This is a genomic window from Brevundimonas sp. EU05-FHT14B11, from assembly GCF_058790835.1.
In genome coordinates this window covers 101,503-118,427 of record NZ_JBYTCY010000003.1, presented here as the reverse complement: position 1 = coordinate 118,427, position 16,925 = coordinate 101,503, and the positions used below count along the sequence as shown (strand labels likewise).

Below are 16,925 nucleotides of genomic sequence, written 5' to 3'. Positions count from 1 at the left end.
TCCATCACACCTCAGTGACCGGCCCGCGCCGCCAGCACCTTCAGCACCGCCTCCAGCCCCATGCCGCGGGCGTGCAGCAGGACCAGCAGGTGGTAGATCAGGTCGGCGGCCTCGGAGGCCAGTTCCTCATCCGGCCCGGCGACGCCGGCCAGCGCGGTCTCGACCCCTTCCTCGCCGACCTTCTGGGCGATCCGCTTGGGCCCTTCGGCCAGCAGGCGGGCTGTCCAGCTCTCGGCCGGATCGGCGGCGGCGCGGACGGTGATGGTCTGTTCCAGCCGGGCAAGACGGCCCACGCCGGGCGCATCCTCCTCGCCGAAACAGCTGATCCGGTTCAGGTGGCAGGCGTTGCCGACGGGACGGACCTTCAGCACCAGGGCGTCGCTGTCGCAGTCGGCGGTGATGGAGACGACAGACAGCCGATCGCCGGAGGTCTCGCCCTTGCGCCAGCGGCCGCCGCGCGATCGTGAGAAGAACGTCGCCTCGCCGCTGTCCACCGTCTCGTCGAAGGCGGCGCGGTCCATATAGGCGAGGGTCAGCACCTGAAGGGTGGCCGCGTCCTGCACCACCACGGGTATCAAGCCGCCGCCCTTGGCGAAGTCCAGGGTGTTGGGATCGATCATGGTCTCACCTCGACGCCCGACCGGGTCAGGAAGGCCTTCAGTTCGGGGATGGGCAGGGTCCCGGTGTGGAAGACGCTGGCGGCCAGGGCGCCGGACACGTCGGCCTGGTCGAAGACGTCGCGGAAATGCTCGGCAGATCCGGCGCCGCCCGAGGCGACCAGCGGGATGGTCAGGCGCGACCGGGCGGCGGCCAGCTGGGTCAGGTCATAGCCTTGGCGCACCCCGTCCTCGTCCATGCAGTTCAGCACGATCTCGCCGGCGCCCAGCGTCTGGGCCTCGACGATCCAGTCCAGGGTCCGGCGGCCCGCGCCCCGGCTGGCGGCGGCGTCGCCGGTGTACTGGTGCACGACCCAGTCGTCGCCCGCGCGCTTGGAATCCACGCCGACCACAACGCACTGCGACCCCAGCCGGTCGGCCATTTCGGCGATCAGCTCGGGGCGTTCCAGGGCGGGGGAGTTGATCGACACCTTGTCCGCCCCATGGTCGAGGCAGCGCGCGGCCTGATCGACCGAGCGGATGCCGCCCGCGACGCAGAAGGGGATGTCCAGCAGGCGGGCGATGTCGCGCACCCAGCCGTAGTCGAGGGTGCGGCCCTGCGGGCTCGCGGTGATGTCGTAGAAGACCAGTTCGTCAGCGCCCTGATCGCGATAGCGGGCGGCCAGTTCGGCGGCGTCGCCCATGTCGCGATGGCCCTCGAAGCGGACGCCCTTCACGACCCGGCCGTCCTTCACGTCCAGACAGGGGATGATGCGTCGGGCGGTCATGCGCGCGCGGTTTCCAACGCCTGCGCCAGGGTGAACCGGCCTTCGTACAGGGCGCGGCCGATGATGGCTCCCGACGATCCGACCGAGCGGGCGCCGGTCAGGTCGGTCAGGTCGGCGATCCCGCCTGAAGCCTGCAGCCACAGGTCGGGCCGCCGCTGGTGGATCTCGGCCAGCAGGTCGAGGTTGGGCCCGGTCAGGGCGCCGTCGCGGCCCACGTCAGTGACCAGCAGATGTTTGGCGGCGCCGACCGGATAGCGGTCCAGGGCGGTCCACAGATCCACGTCGGCCGCCTCGGTCCAGCCCTTGAGCGCGGGGACATAGCGGTCGCCGTCGGCCTTCACGTCGATGGCCAGGGTGATGCGGTCGGGGCCGAAGCGCTCCAGCCAGCTCAGCACCTCGTCGGGCCGGGTGACCGCCAGGGAGCCGACGACGACCCGGCTGACGCCCGCGCCGAGCAGGCGGTCTACGTCGTCCGCGCTGCGCACGCCGCCGCCGGACTGGATGTGGATGTCGATGGCGGCGGCCAGTTCGCCGATCAGTTCGTGCTGCATGGCCCGGCCCGCCTCGGCGCCGTCCAGATCGACGATGTGTGCCCAGGTCGCGCCCGCCGCGCGAAACGCCGCCAGCCGCTTGGCCGGGGCGTCGTCATAGTGGGTCACCTGATCGAACTTGCCGTGCATCAGGCGCACGCAGACGCCGTCCCTCAGGTCGATGGCCGGATAGACGATCACGCGGTCAGCTCCAGGAAGTTCTTGAGAATGCGGGCGCCGGCCTTGGCCGAACGTTCCGGGTGGAACTGGCAGCCCCAGCGGTTGGCCTGGCGCACTACGGCGGGCACCACGCCCCCATAGTCGGCGCGGGCGAGGGTGGCGGGGCTGTCGGGACAGACGAAGCCGTGCACGAAATAGGCCCAGGCCTCGCCGCCGATCCCCTCCAGCAGCGGGTCCTCCCGGGTCACGTCCAGCCGTGACCATCCCATGTGCGGCACCGGCAGGCGCGGGCCCGGCTCCAGCTTGCGAACCCGTCCGGGGATCAGGTCCAGCAGGGGCGTGCCGCCGCCCTCCTCGCTGTCGGCGAAGAGCAGCTGCTGGCCGAGGCAGACCCCCAGCAAGGGGCGGGGAAAGGCGCGGACGGCGTCGGTCAGGCCCAGTTCGTCCAGCCGGGCCATCGCATAGCCCGCCTGACCCACGCCGGGCAGGATCAGCCGTTCGGCCTCGGCCACATCGACGGGATCGCTGGTCAGGCGCACCGCCGCGCCCAGCCGCTCCAGGGCGAACTGCACCGAGGCGACATTGCCTGCGCCATAGGCAAGGACGGTGACCGACTTCACAGCACCCCCTTTGTGCTGGGCACGGCCTCGCCCTCGACGCGGATGGCCTGGCGCAGGGCGCGGCCGAAGGCCTTGTAGGCGGCCTCGGTCTTGTGGTGATCGTCCTCGCCCTTGACCGAGACATGGATCGCCGCGCCCAGGTGTTCGGCCAGCGACCGGAAGACGTGGGCGGTCAGATCGGTGCGGTAGTCGCCGATGAAGGGAGTGTCGAAGGTCCCCTCGAACACCGGATACGGACGGCCCGACAGGTCGATCGACACCTGGGCCTCGGCCTCGTCCATGGGCAGGACGAAGCCGTAGCGGGCGATCCCGCGCCGCTCGCCCAGCGCCTGTTTCAGGGCCTGTCCGAGAGCGATGGCCGAGTCCTCGATGGTGTGGTGCGGGTCGGTGTGCAGGTCGCCCTCGCACGACAGGGTCAGGGAGAAGCCGCCGTGGGCCGCGATCTGCTCCAGCATGTGGTCGAAGAAGCCGACGCCGGTGGAGATGACGACGGGCGCGGTCGCGTCCAGATCGACAGCGCAGACGATGCGCGTCTCCTTGGTGTCGCGCACGGCCTGGCCGATGCGGTTGGGCCGCGCCCTGGCCGGAGCGAGGTCGAGCGCGATCAGCAGGCGGTCGTTGACCTCGGCCTTGGCGGAGACGGGCAGGCGCAGGCGTTCGCCCGCGGCCTCGGCGGCGACGCCGTAGCGGGTCAGGGCCGCCAGCACCGCATCCGGGTTCGACGGTCGGGCGATCAGGACGGGGCCGAAGCCGGGCTCGATCGTCATGTCGCGCGACAGGGCCTTGCCCAGCCGCTCGCGTTCGCGGCGCACGGCGGCCAGCCGTTCCTTCGTCTCGATCAGGCGCGACGGGTCCAGCGCCTGCAGCGCCAGCCGCACCGAAACCTCGGGCAGGGCGTAGGGCTCCAGCACCGTCGCCAGCCGCGCCAGCGCCTCGGGCTGTCCCAAGGCGGCCCCGACGCGGGCGCCGGCCAGGCCGTAGGCCATCGACAGGCTGCGCAGGACGATCAGATTGGCGTGGCCGGCGATGGCCTCGACCGCAGAGGCGGCGTCGGCGTACTCGGCCATGCCCTCGTCGACCACCAGCAGGGCGGGGGCGACCCGCTCGGCCATCTCGGCCACCGCCTCCGGCGAACCGAGCGCGCGCAGGACGACGGCGGCGGTCCCGGCCCCGGCGATGGGCCGGCGATAGAGGGCGGCCAGCGCCCGGTAAGGTTCGGCGTCCGGCGCCTCGACCCGCAGGCCGTCCAGCGCCGCGAGGCGGAACACCAGCTCCAGCCCATGCGTTAGGCCGCGCACCGGCAGCACCCGATCGGCGGGCAGGCCGTAGACCTGGCCCATGCGGGCCGCGAGGGCGCTGGGCTCGGCCGGATAGCGGTCCAGACCCTCGCCGCCGGCCACCAGCGGCGCGAAGGGCGCGGGCAGGTTCTTCATCGGCCGGACCTCAGATCGGCGGCGCGGGCGTGGGCCTCCAGCCCTTCCATCCGGGCCAGCTGTGCCGTGACGGGGGCCAGGGCGGCGGCCCCGGCGGCGGTCACGGACTGCACCGACATGGAGGTCATGAAGCTGGCGGTGGTGACGCCTCCCATGGTGCGGGCGGCGCCGTCGGTGGGCAGGACGTGGCTTGGGCCGGAGGCGTAGTCGCCCAGGGCCTCGGCGGCGTTCGGACCGACGAAGACCGCGCCGGCGGCGGTGATGCGCGGGACCCACTGGTCGGCGTCCAGCGTCTGGATGGCCAGGTGCTCCGGGCCGTACAGGTTGGAGACGTCGCAGGCCTCGGTGATGCTGTTGACCCGGATGGCGCGGCCCTCGGCCAGGGCGGCGCGGGCGATGTCGGCGCGGGGCAGGGTTTCCAGCTGCAGCTCGACCTCTTCCAGCACGGCGTCGATCAGGCCCCGGCTTTCGGACACCAGCAGGACCTGGGCGTCAGGATCGTGCTCGGCCTGGCTCAGCAGGTCGGCGGCGGCCACCACGGCGTCGGCGTCCCGGTCGGCGATGACCAGCAGTTCGGACGGTCCGGCGGGCATGTCGACGGCGGGGCCGCCGGGCAGGGCCGCAGCCTGTTTCTTGGCTTCGGCCACCCAGGCGTTGCCGGGGCCGAACAGCTTGGCGACCGGTTCGATCTCGCCGTCGTCGAATGTCGCGCCGAAGGTCAGGGCGGCGATGGCCTGCGCCCCGCCGATCAGCCACAGGGCGTCCAGCCCCGCTTCGCCGGCGGCGACGATCATGGCGGGGTGAGGCTCGCCGTCCTTCGAAGGCGGGGTCACGGCCACGCGCCGCCCGACCCCCGCCACGCCCGCCGGAATGGCCAGCATGAGCAGGGAGGAGAACAGGGGCGCGGTGCCGCCGGGCACATAGAGGCCCGCCGAACCGACGGGCCGCCAGGCGATGCGCGAGCGCACGCCGGGCCGGGTCTCGACCCAGGCGCTGTCCTCGGGCCTGGTCGCCTCGTGGAAGATGCGGACGTTCTCGGCGGCGATGCGCAGGGCGCGGGTGGCGGCGGGGGGCAGGGAGGCGCGGGCCTCGGAGACGGCCTGTTCGGTGATGGCGATGCGGCGCGGCGCGGCGCCGTCCAGCTTCAGGCCCCAGTCCGCGACGGCGGCGCCGCCCCGGGCCCGCACGTCGTCGAAGATGGCGCGCACGCCGTCGGCGACCGACGCGTCGTTGCGCTGGGCCGGGCGGGCCAGGGCCTCGCGGCGGCCGGCGGCGTCGAGGGAGGACCAGTCGAAACGGCGCATCACATCATCTTCTCGATAGGGAGGACCAGGATGGCCGAGGCCCCGACGGCCTTGAGCTTCTCCAGCGTCTCCCAGAACACGGCCTCCTGGCAGACGGCGTGGACGGCCACGGCGTCGTCGCGGCCCATCAGGGGCATGACCGTCGGGGCGCCCGCGCCGGGCAGGATGGCGGTGATCTGTTCCAGCGCCGAGCGGGGCGCGTTCAGCATCACATATTTGGCGCCCTGCGAGGCGACGACGCCGGACATGCGCTCGATGATGCTGTCCAGCAGCTCGGCCAACTGAGGCTCGGGCGCAACGGGCGAGCGGATCAGCACGGCTTGGGATTCCAGCACCGTGTCCCTAGCCGCCAGACCGTTGGCCTCGATGGTCGCGCCGGTGGAGACCAGGTCGCAGATGGCGTGGGCCAGCTTCAGCCGCGGGGCCACCTCGACCGCGCCGCGCATGGTGACGATGTCGGCCTCGACCCCGGCGGCTTCCAGCCAGCGGCGCAGCACGCGCGGGTAGGAGGTGGCGATCCGCTTGCCGTCCAGCGATGCCGGCCCGGCGTAGTCCAGCGTCGGCGGCACGGCGATCTTCAGGGTACAGCGGCCGAAGCCCAGCGGCATGATCACCTGCGCCACCGGTCCGCCGTTGCGGCCTTCCTCCAGCACATTCTCGCCCACGATGCCCAGGTCGCAGACCCCGTCGGCGACGAAGGTCGGGATGTCGTCGTCGCGCACCCGCAGCAGGTCGATGGGGTAGTTCTCGACCCGGTACAGCAGGTCGTTGTTGCCCTTGACCACGCGCAGGCCCGCGTCCCGCACCAGATCAAGGCTGCGTTCGGACAGGCGACCGGATTTCTGGACGGCGATACGGAGCCGTCCCTCGACAGTACTCATGGCGTGAACTCAGGCTTTCAGTCTGTCCAGCACCAGGCGGTAGCCCTGATGCGGCATCTCTTTCAGGAACCGGGCGACCCGCACGACCGTGGTCGGGCTGGCCTGGGCCTCGGCGGCGATTTCTCGATAGGACTTGCCGCCCGCGTCCAGCAGGCGGGCCACCTCCCAGCGCTCGGCGAAGGCGCGCAGCTCGGCGGGCGTGCACAGATCGGCCAGGAAGGCGTCGACCTCCTCGGCCGTCTTCAGCGAGAGCAGGGCGTCATGGAGCGCTTTTCGGGCGGGGTTGGTCGTCATGCGTGTTCCATTATGCTGTAACAGTGGAACACGCAAGCGGCGTTTGTTCGGCTTCACCGGAAGCCCTAGAAGACGGCATGGCCAAGCGCCCGACTCCCCCGAAGAAAACCCTGTCCGCCGCCAATCTGTCGGTGCTCGGCGCCGACCGGCTGGCCGGGCTGCTGATGGAGGTCGCGGGCGGCGACGCCCTGTGGAAGCGGCGGCTGCGCATGGAGCTGGCCGGCGAGGTCGGGGCGCCCGACCTGGCGCTGGAGCTGGACAAGCGGCTGACCGCCCTGGGCGACAGCCGGGTGCGGGTGTCCTGGCGCAAGCGGCCCGAACTGGTGCGCGACCTGCAGAGCCTGCGCCGCATGATCGTCGACCGGCTGGCCGAGCTGGACGCCCGGCTGGCCTTCGACCGCATGGTCGCGTGGTTCGACCTCTATCCGGGCCTCGCCGTGCGGGTGAAGGACCCCAAGGGGGAGCTGGCCGTGCTGTTCGACGGCGCGACCGGCGAGCTGGCGACGCTGGCCTCGGCGCTGGGGCCGCAGGGCGCCGTGCCGATCCTGGCCGACGCCCTGGCGACCCGGCTATCGGAATGGGCCTCGTGGATCGGGCGCGGCGTGGGCGACCTCAGCCCGGCGGTGGCCTCCGGCCTGCTGGCCGAACTGACCGGGGGCAAGCCGCGTCCGACCGGGCGGCTGGCGCTGGTGGTGCGCAAGCTGGCGGAGCGCAGCGGCGACCTGGACGCCTGGATCGCCGCCATTCCCGACGACGACCGCCATCGGCCCGAGGTCGGCTCGGTCATGGCCACGCGGCTGGCCGCCGCCGGACGAGTGGAGGAGGCGCGCGCCGCGCTGGAGGCCTCGCGTCCCGCCGCCCCGCCGCCTTCGCGCTGGGGCCGCAAGGCCGAGCCCGCGCCGCCGCCGCCGGAACAATGGCTGGAGGCCGAGATCGCCGTGCTGGACGCCGAAGGGCGGGACGAGGAGGCGGATCAGGCCCGCTGGATCCTGTTCGAGCGCACCCTGTCTCCCGACGCCCTGCGCGCCATCATCGCCCGATTGCCCGACTTCGAGGACGTGCCTGCCCTGGACCGCGCCTTCGCCCATGCGGCGGCCTATTTCGACCCGGTGAAGGGGCTGGCCTTCCTGATGACCTGGCCCGCCCTGCGCGAGGCGGCGGAGATGATCGAGGCGCGCGGTGGGGAATTGCGCGGCGGGCATGAGGACATCGCCCTGTGGGCGTCGCGCCTGTCCGCCCGCTATCCGGCGGCGGCGCTGATCCTGCTGCGGGCCCGGGCGCGGACACTGGTCCGGCTGGGCTCGGGCATGACCGACGAAGTCGAGGGACTGGTCCATGAGGCCGAAAGCCTCGCGGCCGAAGCCGGCGACGAGGGCCATGCCGCCTTCGTCGCCGGTCTCAGGACCGACATGGGGACCTACAGGCCCCCGCGCCGCTAGTCGCAGCCTGCCGCGGCCGGAGGCATCGGCGGCGAGGCCAGGCCGGTGTTCCAGTTCCAGCCGATGGTCCCGGCGGCGCGGCGGCGGCACATGGTCTGTTCGTGCAGGTCGAACATGCCGGGGAACAGGCCGGTCCCGGGCTCGGGCGCGGCGCGGAAGGCGATATAGGCGCCGGTCTCTCCATAGGCGGCCCAAGCCGGTGCATCCGCCGCGCGGGGCCGGCCGTCCCGGACGAAGCTGGTCCAGTAGCCGACCATGGCGTCCGACAGCCGGGTCTCCTCGGCCGTGTCCGGGACCTTGGGCCAGCGCGGCGGCGTGCGGGCCGGATTGCCGAACATGTAGGGCAGTTCGCTGGCGTGGAAGGCGTGCAGGTTCGCCTCGTCGGCGGCCGGATAGCCGTGGTCGAACAGATAGAGGTAGGAGGACTGTCCCGCCGCCGTCTGCGAACGCACCAGCCGTTCCGAGGTCCAGCCGTACAGGGCGTCGCGGCTGGCCGCGAGGATGCTCTCGCCCATGTCCGCCGACGGATAGAGACGCAGGAAGGCGTCGGCCATGTCGCCGTAGCGTTCGCGGATCACCCGCTCATAGTCGGCCGCTCCGCTCGGCGCCGGCGGGGCCAGCATGCGCAGCGAGCGGATCTCGCCGCTGTTGAAGCCGGTCAGCACCGGAACCTTGGCCTGGCGCCCCCGGTCGAACACATCGACCAGCTGGGCGGGCAGGACGACGCCGTCGACCGCGCCGAAGGTGGCGAAGCCGCCCATGGCCGCGCGGTCGGTCAGCGTCTGCGGATCCATGCCGCGCAGCACGCGCAGGCTGGGCGCCTGGAGCGTGCGCGCCAGGGCCGCGCCCGCGTCCTCCGCCGACGGCGCGCCGAAGCGGGCCGTCTTCAGCTCGGGCGTCGAGATCATGTAGGCGCTCTGGGCGATGGCCCGGTCGAACAGGCCCTGCGCCAGCGGCGAGGTCATCAGATACAGGACGCTGAGGCCCCCGGCGGATTCGCCCGCGATGGTGACGTTGTCCGGATCGCCGCCGAAGGCCGCGATGTTGTCGCGCACCCACTGCAGGGCGCGGACCTGGTCCATCAGACCGTAGTTGCCCGAGATGTGCGCCGGGCTTTCGGCGCTGAGGTCCGGGTGGGCCAGCCAGCCCAGCACGCCCAGCCGGTAGTTGATCGAGACCACCACCACGCCTTCGCGGGCCAGCCGGACGCCGTCGTACAACGTCTCCTTGCTGGAGCCGGTAACCAGCGCCCCGCCGTGGATCCACACCATCACCGGCGCCTTGCCGGCGGCGGACGGGGTCCAGACGTTCAGCGTCAGGCAGTCCTCGCTGGTCCGGCCCAGGTCGGCCGAATAGATCGACTGGACGAAGGGCGTCGGCTGGATGCAGGCGGCGCCGTACTGGGTCGCGTCGCGGACGCCTTCCCAGCCGGCGGCGGGGGCAGGCGGACGCCAGCGCATATCCCCGACCGGCGGCGCGGCGTAGGGAATGCCCTTGAAGCCGAGGATGTCGCCCTCCGCCGCGCCCCGCACGGCGCCCGCGGGGGCGGTGACGACGGGTGCGGTCTGGGCCGAGCCGGTGGAGGCGCCGGCCAGCAGAGCGAGCGCCGCGCCGGCGGCGAGGAGTTTGGAGATCATCAGGCGGCTCCCGTTCTGGAGGTGTCGCGGCCCAGCACCCTTGCCAGCCACAGGAACAGGCTGATCGCCACCAGATAGACCGGAATCAGGGTGTAGAGCGCGATCTGCAGCGAGTTCTCCGGGTGCGCCGCGCGGAAGAAGTCGCTGGCCGCGCCGACATAGGTCGGACCCACGGCCATGCCGATGAAGTTCATCACCAGCAGCAGCAGGGCTCCGGACATCACGCGTTGATTGGGCTTCACCTCCTCCTGCACCAGCGCCACCGAGGACGACAGGTAGAAGTAGTTCAGGAAGTTCGGACCCAGCATCAGCACCAGCGCCAGCGGCCACGACGGCGCCCAGACGAAGGCGACGTAGAGCGGCAGGGCCAGCGACAGCGAGATGGCCGGCAGCAGGGCGTAGGCCTTCTTGGACCGCCGCGTGTAGCGGTCAATCAGCCATCCGGAGGCGAAGATGCCGCCGCCCATGCCGATGGCCACCACCAGCGCGTACCACAGGGCCACGTCGTTCAGGGTCATCCCCTTCTCGCGCATCAGGAACAGCACGGCGAAATTGCCCAGGCCGTAGGTGACGATCTGGGTCACGCCGCTGCCCAGCGAGGCCAGCACCAGGGTCGGTGTGGAGAAGAACATCCTCACCGTGGCCCAGAAGCCGGCTCGGGGCGGGGCCGCGGCGTCCGGCGCCCGGTCCAGTCCGCCGCGCCGGGGCTCCTTGACCAGGAAGGGGGTGGCGGCGGCGACGACCAGGCCGACCGCGCCGATGGCGATGAAGGCGTCACGCCAGCTGAAGGCGGCGGCCACCGACGCGCCGAAGGCGATGCCCAGCGCCGCGCCGACGGGCGGCCCCAGATTGTAGATGCCCAGCGCCATGCCGCGACGGCCGGGCGGGAAGTAGTCGGTGATGATGGCGTAGGACGGCGGCACCCCGCCCGCCTCGCCGAAGCCCACGGTCATGCGCGCCACGGCCAGCTGGCCGAAGCTGCGCGACAGGCCGCAGGCGATGGTCGCCGCGCTCCAGATTCCGCAGGCGACGGACACCACCCAAACCCGGTTGGTCCGGTCCGCCAGCCAGCCCACGGGGATGGCGATGAAGCAGTAGAAGAATGCGAAATACAGCCCGCCCAGCAGGCCCAGCTGTCCGTCGGTGATGTGCAGGGCGTCCTGGATCGGCTTGGCCAGGATCGACAGCAGCTGCCGGTCCAGGAAGTTCAGCACATAGACGAACCACAGCACGCCCAGGGCGACCCAGGCGGGCCGTCCCACCGACGGTTTGGCGGCGGGAGGATCTCCGGATTCGATCAGTGTCGCACTCATTCTCGTTTCCTCGGATGCGGGCCTGAGGGCCCGTCTATTTTTCGGGATGGGTCAGCGCGGCGTAGGTGAAGCCGCGGGCCTTGGCGCGGAACTCGTTGCTCACCGGATCGGCCATCCGCTGGATCAGGCCGACGAAGACGATGTCGTTCTCGGGGTCGATCCAGAACCAGGTCCCGCCGCCGCCGCCCCAGCTCAGCGTGCCTTTGCCTTCGCCGAGGCCCAGCCGTTTCGGGTCCTCGGTGATGGCGAAATCGAGCCCGAAGGTCAGGGCTGGGCTGAAGGGCAGCAGACGCAGCGGGTTGTATGTGTTCAGGACGGCGTCGGGGATGACGTTGGTCGCCATCAGGTCGATGGTCTCGGGCTTCAGAATGCGAACGCCGTCCAGCTCGCCCCGGTTCAGGATCATCTGGCAGAAGCGGGCGTAGTCGGTCGCGGTCGAGACCAGACCTCCGCCGCCGCCCTCGAACCGGGGCGGGCGGGTGTAGTCGTTGATCGGCATGTCGAAGGCGTCGGCGGCGACCTTCAGTCCGCCCGCGCCGTCGTCGCAGTACATCTCGGCCAGCCGGTGACCCTGGTCGGCGGGGACCTGGAAGCCGGTGTCGACCATGCCCAGCGGCGCGAAGATCCGGGTGCGGAGAAACTCGCCGAAGGTCTGGCCCGACAGCCGTTCGACCACCAGCGCCTGCAGGTCGGTGGCGATGGAGTAGAACCACTCGGTTCCCGGCTGGAACATCAGCGGGATCCTCGCCGCGCGCTCGACAAGGTCCTGATAGCCGTGGGCCATCATGACGCCCGCCTCGCGATAGGCGCGCTCGACCGGATGCACGTCGAACAGGCCGTAGCCGAGCCCGGTGGTGTGGCTCATCAGCTCACGCATCGTGGGCGGCCGGAGGGCGTCCTCGGTCAGCATGGCGCCGTCCTCGGCGAGGCCGGCATAGACCTTCTGGCCCTTCAGCTCGGGCAGATAGTCCGTAACCGGATCGTCGAGGCGCCAACGGCCTTCCTCGAACAACATCATCATGGCCACGCCGGTCACCGGCTTGGTCATGGAGTAGATGCGGAAGATGGCGTCGCGGCTCAGCGGCGCCGCATCGCCCAGCCGGGCGTGGCCGAAGGTGGTGAAGGCGGCGACCTGTCCGTGGCGCATCAGCAGGGTGGAGGTCCCCGCCACCAGCCCCGCCTCGACCATGCCCGCCATATAGGCGTCGAGGTCGGCGAGACGGGCGGAGTCGAAGCCGAGGGTCTCGGGATCCGATGCGAACGGAAGGCCGCCGGTCATTCGCGCGTCTGCTTTCGCCGTTCCGCCGCGCGGTCGTGGCAGATGCCGATGAAGCCGTGGGCCATGAAGGAGGCCATCCGCTCCTTGATCGCCTCGAAGTCGTCGGACCGGCATTTGCCGCCCGACAGGTGGTCGATCCGGCCTGTGCGGGCCAGGCTCAGCGTCAGGGCGCCGGTGACGAAGTGATAGCCCCAGAACAGGTCTTCCTCGGTCGCGTCCGGCAGGGCCTGCCGCAGCAGGCCGATGAGGCGCAGCACGACGGGGTCGAACAGCCGGTCCATGACCTCGGCGCCCCAGGCGGGGGTATTGTTGATCTGGGCGCTGAGGGCGCCGAAATGCCGCCATCCGTCGCCGCCGTTCGAGTAGGTGTCCAGGTCGGTATCCAGGAAGGCGCGCAGGGCGCCCTCGACCGTCGGCTTGCCGCCTGCCGCCGCCTCATAGGCGTCCAGGGCCTCCATGCGGCGTCCACTGGTCACGGGCGCCCGGCGCGCCATGACCTTGTCGAACACCTCCTGCTTGTCGGTGAAATAGTAGTGGATCAGCGATTTATGGACCCCGACCTTGTCGGCGATGTCCTTGATCGTCACCCCATAGAAGCCATGCTGCGAGAACAGTTCCTCGGCCGCGTCGAGCAGTTGCTCCAGGCTTTCGGCGCGTTGCTCTGCCTTGCGGCGCGGCTGGCGGGGCGGGGTGGTCATAGGCGGAACCTCAAGGCGGTCCGGCGCGCCACGGTAGAACGCCGACTCGATGGAGACGGCGGTCATCCTATGCGCCTCCATAGGTGGCGCGAAGCACGGCCTTGTTGATCTTGCCCGTGGCCGCCAGAGGCATAGCCGTCACGCGCACGATCCGCTCGGGGATCCACCAGTCGGCGACCTGACCCTTCAACGCGCCCTTCAGATCGGCGTCGTCGATGGTCTGTCCGCGGGCGGGTTCGATCACCATCAGGGGACGCTCGCCCCATTTCGGATCGGATCGGCCGATCACGGCCACCAGTCCGACGGAGGGCAGGGCGCCGACGATCTCCTCGATCTCGACCGGATTGATCCATTCGCCGCCCGACTTGATCAGGTCCTTGGACCGCCCCGCCAGCGTCAGGTTTCCCGTGTCGTCCAGGATGGCCAGGTCGCCGGTGTCGAACCAGCCGCCCGCGTCGATGGCGGCCTCGGCCGCGCCGAAATAGCGGTTCAAGACGCTCTGGCCCCTCACCTTCAGATGGCCGACCACGTTGCGCTGGTCGGGCAGGGGGGCGCCCTCGGCGTCGGTCAGCAGCAGGTCCAGGCCCATGGGCGGGCGGCCCGATCCACGCGCGGCGCCCGGTCGGCGGCTGCGCGGCGAGATGGCGCCCAGCGGCGACAGTTCGGTCATGCCCCAGCTGGTCTGCACCGTCGCGCCGAACCGGCGTTCCATCCGCTGCAGGAGGCTGTCGGGGCAGCTGGAGCCGCCGATGATGATGCGCTCCAGGCTGTGGGTCTCGGCGCCGGTGGCGTCCAGATGATCCAGCAGGCCCAGCCAGACGGTCGGCACGCCGACGGCGACGGTCACCTGATGCCGGTCGATCAGCCGGGCCAGGCTGGCGCCGTCCGTGACCCGGCCTGGCAGGACCAGGTCGGCCCCCACCGCAGGCGCCGCGAACGGCAGGCCCCAGGCGTTGGCGTGGAACATGGGCACGGCCACCAGCACGGCGTCGTCGGCCGTCAGGGCCATGGCGTCCGCCTGCAGGGCGCGGGTGGTGTGCAGATAGTTGGAGCGGTGGGTGTAGACGACGCCCTTGGGCGCGCCCGTGGTGCCCGAGGTGAAGCACAGGCCCGCCGGCGCCGTCTCATCGAACCGGCCCCACTCGACCGGACGCCCGCGCTCGGCCAGCAGGGTCTCCAGCTCGCTGACGTCCGCGCGTCCGGCCTCCGCCGCATCGCCGTCCAGCAGGATCAGGTGTTCAAGGCAGGGGCAGGCGGCCAGCAGGGCCTCGGCCATGTCCCGCAGTCCGGCGCCGACCGCCAGCACGCGGTCTTCGGCCTGCACGATCATCGCCGCCAGATGGGCGACCGTCAGGCGGGGATTGAGGGTGTGGCAGACCAGGCCGACGCCCATGGCGCCGTACCAGACCTCGACATGGTGCTGGGTGTTCCAGGCCAGGGTGGCGATGCGCTCGCCGGGCGCCAGGCCGAGGTCGAGCAGGGCGCCCGACAGGCGGTTGGCGCGCTCGCGCAGGGCGGCGTAGCCGAGGAGGGAGTCCGGGCCGTCGACGCCGGCGGTGATCACCCGCGCCTCGCCGTGCCATTTGGCGCCGTGATCCAGGAAGCGGTCCACGGTCAGCGCATAGTCTTGCATGGGGCCGGGGAGCGAGCCGATCATCCTGAAGCGAAATTCCAGACAGTTACAGGGGCCGGCGGACCGGCGAAGGGGGCGGGGCGGCGACCTTCGGCCGCCGCCCCGGCGTCAGGCTCAGAAGGTCTTCATCAGGTTGATGCCGAACTGCCGCGGCGGCCCGGCGTAGCGCAGGCCCGCGTTGACGGCGGCGATGTAGGTCTGGTCGGTCGCGTTGTGCGCATAGGCCGCGACGGTCCAGTCGTCGGTCTTGTAGCTGAGCATCAGGTTGACCAGGTCGCGGGCTTCAAGCCGGTCGCCCAGGGCCCGGTTGTTGAAGATGGAGGTCCAGGCCTCGCCGATGTGGGCGTAGTCCATGCGGGGCGACAGGGTCGCGCCGTTCGGCAGCTGGAAATCATACTGGACGCCGATGTTGAAGGTGAACTCCGGCGCATAGCTCTGGGTGTTGCCATCCAGGTTGAGGCAGTTGGCGGTCGCCGGACCGGTGGTGGCGTTGCACGTGCCGCTGCGCGCGACACGCGGGTCGGCGGCGTAGAACTCGCCCAGCTCCGATTTGGAGACGGCGGCGCCGACATCCACGGTCCAGTCGTCGACGCGCACCTGGGCCGAGGCCTCGACGCCCATCAGAACGGTCTCGTCCGCGACGTTGACGATCGAGCTGAACAGCGGGACGGCCGGATCGCCGACGACGACCTGGAAGCCCTCATAGGTCATGTAGTAGGCGCCCAGCTGGGTGCGGACCCGGCCGCCGAACAGGGTCGATTTCCAGCCCAGCTCGTAGTCGATCACGTCTTCCGGCCCGAAGGAGCTGGCCGGGACATAGAAGTTCGGCGCGTTCAGCCCGCCCATCTTGAAGCCGGTGGCGACGAAGCCGTAGACGAAGTTGTTGTCGTCGATCTTGTAGTTGAGGCTCAGCTTGCCGGTCGTCTTCTCGGCGGTGACCTCGTCGTTCTGCAGCAGGGTCAGGCCGAACGCCGGATAGGTCGTGTAGACGTTGTCGTTGCGCGAGGTGCTTTCCGACCAGCGCGCGCCCAGCTGGATCTGCAGCCGGTCCGAGATGTCGTAGCTGACCTGGCCGAAGACCGCGGTGGTCTCCTTCGGCGTCTCGCCGAAGATGTAGTAGTCGACCACGCCCTCGGGGAAGCCGACGTGATAGGCGCCCTGCGGGAAGGTGGTGACCGGGAAGGTGACGTTGTCCTGCTGCCAGAAGGCGCCCAGCAGCCAGGTCAGGCGCTGGTTGTCGGGCGAGACCAGGTTGATCTCCTGCGACCAGACGTCTTCCTCTACGCGGTCATAGAAGGTGTTGTTCAGCGCGCTGGTGCCGTCCAGGTCGGTCGAGAACTCGCTGATCCCGTCCTGATAGCCGGTGATCGACCGCAGGGTGATCCCGTTGTCGAAGACGTAGCTGACGTTCAGCGACACGCGCGCCGTCACGTCCTTGCCGGAGTGGGGGCCGTTGGCGGTGATCTTGAACGGATCGTTGGTCGCCAGCGCCGGGTCGGCCGGATAGCCGCCGAAGTCCAGGCTGTTGTAGTCGCCCTTCAGCAGCACCCGCAGGGCCGGCGTCGGGGTCCACAGGAAGCTGGCGCGGACGCTGTTCATGTCCACGTCGCCGGGGCTGCCCTTATAGGGACCGGTGATCTCGTGGAAGCTGCTGCGCTGCTCACTGTTGACGGCGAAGCGGGCGGCCAGGGTGTCGGTGATCGGCACGTTCACCGCGCCCTGGAATTTCAGGTTGTCGTAGTTGCCGACCTGACCCATCACATAGCCGTTCACGCCCGAGAAGTCGGGGTTGCGCGAGGTGATGAAGACCGCGCCGCCCGTGGCGTTGGTGCCCGCGAAGGTGCCCTGCGGTCCGCGCAGCAGCTCGACCGCGCCGATGTCGTAATAGGGCTCGGTTTGGAAGTAGCCGGGGAAGACCGGCACGCCGTCGCGATAGGTGGTCACGCCCACGCCGATGGCGGTGGTGGGCTCCGACTTGCCGATGCCGCGCACGTTGAAGAAATTGCCTTGGCCGAAGTTCTGCACCGTCGTGGACGGGGCCACGAATTGCAGCTGCTCCAACGAGAAGACGCCGCGGTCGTCCAGGCTTTCGCCCGACAGCACGGTGGCCGCGACGGCGGTTTCCTGAAGGTTGGTCGTGCGCCGTTCGGCGGTGACCACCACCTCGCCCAGCGAGGCGACGTCGGCCTGCTGGTCGGTGGATTGGGGCGTGGCGTCCTGAGCCTGCGCGGCTCCGGCCCACAGCAGGACGGCGGCGGATGTCGTCAGCCAGAGCTTGCGCCCCATGGTCTTCCTCCCTC

15 protein-coding genes are annotated in these 16,925 nt (G+C 70.7%); 1 reads left to right on the top strand and 14 read right to left on the bottom strand.

Annotation, left to right across the window (positions count from 1 at the left end; genetic code table 11):
• Positions 1 to 11 precede the first annotated feature (11 nt).
• Genes hisIE through AC3WRV_RS13725 form a run of 8 tightly spaced genes read right to left on the bottom strand, consistent with a single transcriptional unit; the run spans position 12 to position 6,626 of the window.
• Positions 12 to 620: a bifunctional phosphoribosyl-AMP cyclohydrolase/phosphoribosyl-ATP diphosphatase HisIE gene (hisIE, locus tag AC3WRV_RS13760; protein WP_492313698.1), complete on the bottom strand. Its 609-nt coding sequence runs from the start codon at positions 618 to 620 to the stop codon at positions 12 to 14.
• Complete coding sequence (gene hisF / locus AC3WRV_RS13755) at positions 617 to 1,384, bottom strand: imidazole glycerol phosphate synthase subunit HisF (RefSeq protein ID WP_291837661.1); 768 nt, start codon at positions 1,382 to 1,384, stop codon at positions 617 to 619. The genes hisIE and hisF overlap by 4 nt, the downstream gene beginning before the upstream one ends.
• Positions 1,381 to 2,115, bottom strand: coding sequence for a 1-(5-phosphoribosyl)-5-[(5-phosphoribosylamino)methylideneamino]imidazole-4-carboxamide isomerase (hisA, locus tag AC3WRV_RS13750; RefSeq protein WP_492313697.1), 735 nt, complete (start codon positions 2,113 to 2,115; stop codon positions 1,381 to 1,383). Before hisA ends, hisF begins: the two co-directional genes overlap by 4 nt.
• Positions 2,112 to 2,714 carry an imidazole glycerol phosphate synthase subunit HisH gene (gene hisH, locus AC3WRV_RS13745; protein ID WP_492313696.1) on the bottom strand — a complete coding sequence of 201 codons (603 nt, stop codon included), beginning with the start codon at positions 2,712 to 2,714 and terminating at the stop codon, positions 2,112 to 2,114. Before hisH ends, hisA begins: the two co-directional genes overlap by 4 nt.
• Positions 2,711 to 4,147 (bottom strand): imidazoleglycerol-phosphate dehydratase HisB, encoded by a 1,437-nt coding sequence (hisB, locus tag AC3WRV_RS13740; RefSeq protein ID WP_492313695.1) that lies wholly within the window; start codon positions 4,145 to 4,147, stop codon positions 2,711 to 2,713. The genes hisH and hisB overlap by 4 nt, the downstream gene beginning before the upstream one ends.
• Entirely contained in the window at positions 4,144 to 5,451 is a 1,308-nt protein-coding gene (hisD, locus tag AC3WRV_RS13735; RefSeq protein WP_492313694.1) for a histidinol dehydrogenase, read from the bottom strand. The genes hisB and hisD overlap by 4 nt, the downstream gene beginning before the upstream one ends.
• Positions 5,451 to 6,332, bottom strand: coding sequence for an ATP phosphoribosyltransferase (hisG, locus tag AC3WRV_RS13730; protein ID WP_492313693.1), 882 nt, complete (start codon positions 6,330 to 6,332; stop codon positions 5,451 to 5,453). The genes hisD and hisG overlap by 1 nt, the downstream gene beginning before the upstream one ends.
• A 9-nt stretch (positions 6,333 to 6,341) precedes the next feature.
• Positions 6,342 to 6,626, bottom strand: coding sequence for a YerC/YecD family TrpR-related protein (locus tag AC3WRV_RS13725; protein ID WP_492313692.1), 285 nt, complete (start codon positions 6,624 to 6,626; stop codon positions 6,342 to 6,344).
• A gap of 77 nt (positions 6,627 to 6,703) precedes the next feature.
• Between AC3WRV_RS13725 and AC3WRV_RS13720 the strand changes: the two genes are divergently transcribed.
• Complete coding sequence (locus AC3WRV_RS13720) at positions 6,704 to 8,065, top strand: DUF6880 family protein (protein ID WP_492313691.1); 1,362 nt, start codon at positions 6,704 to 6,706, stop codon at positions 8,063 to 8,065.
• Here AC3WRV_RS13720 and AC3WRV_RS13715 read toward each other — a convergent pair.
• The 6 genes from AC3WRV_RS13715 to AC3WRV_RS13690 form a co-directional block, all read right to left on the bottom strand.
• Entirely contained in the window at positions 8,062 to 9,702 is a 1,641-nt protein-coding gene (locus AC3WRV_RS13715) for a carboxylesterase/lipase family protein (RefSeq protein ID WP_492313690.1), read from the bottom strand. The genes AC3WRV_RS13720 and AC3WRV_RS13715 overlap by 4 nt on opposite strands.
• The gene (locus AC3WRV_RS13710) at positions 9,702 to 11,015 is read right to left on the bottom strand and encodes a spinster family MFS transporter (RefSeq protein WP_492313689.1); all 1,314 of its coding nucleotides are present in this window, start codon (positions 11,013 to 11,015) and stop codon (positions 9,702 to 9,704) included. Before AC3WRV_RS13710 ends, AC3WRV_RS13715 begins: the two co-directional genes overlap by 1 nt.
• A 34-nt stretch (positions 11,016 to 11,049) precedes the next feature.
• Positions 11,050 to 12,294, bottom strand: coding sequence for a serine hydrolase domain-containing protein (locus tag AC3WRV_RS13705; RefSeq protein ID WP_492313688.1), 1,245 nt, complete (start codon positions 12,292 to 12,294; stop codon positions 11,050 to 11,052).
• Complete coding sequence (locus tag AC3WRV_RS13700; RefSeq protein ID WP_291837720.1) at positions 12,291 to 12,992, bottom strand: TetR/AcrR family transcriptional regulator; 702 nt, start codon at positions 12,990 to 12,992, stop codon at positions 12,291 to 12,293. Before AC3WRV_RS13700 ends, AC3WRV_RS13705 begins: the two co-directional genes overlap by 4 nt.
• A gap of 67 nt (positions 12,993 to 13,059) precedes the next feature.
• Positions 13,060 to 14,649 (bottom strand): AMP-binding protein, encoded by a 1,590-nt coding sequence (locus tag AC3WRV_RS13695; RefSeq protein ID WP_492313687.1) that lies wholly within the window; start codon positions 14,647 to 14,649, stop codon positions 13,060 to 13,062.
• Positions 14,650 to 14,739: 90 nt separating this feature from the next.
• Complete coding sequence (locus AC3WRV_RS13690; RefSeq protein WP_291837710.1) at positions 14,740 to 16,911, bottom strand: TonB-dependent receptor; 2,172 nt, start codon at positions 16,909 to 16,911, stop codon at positions 14,740 to 14,742.
• Positions 16,912 to 16,925: the final 14 nt, after the last annotated feature.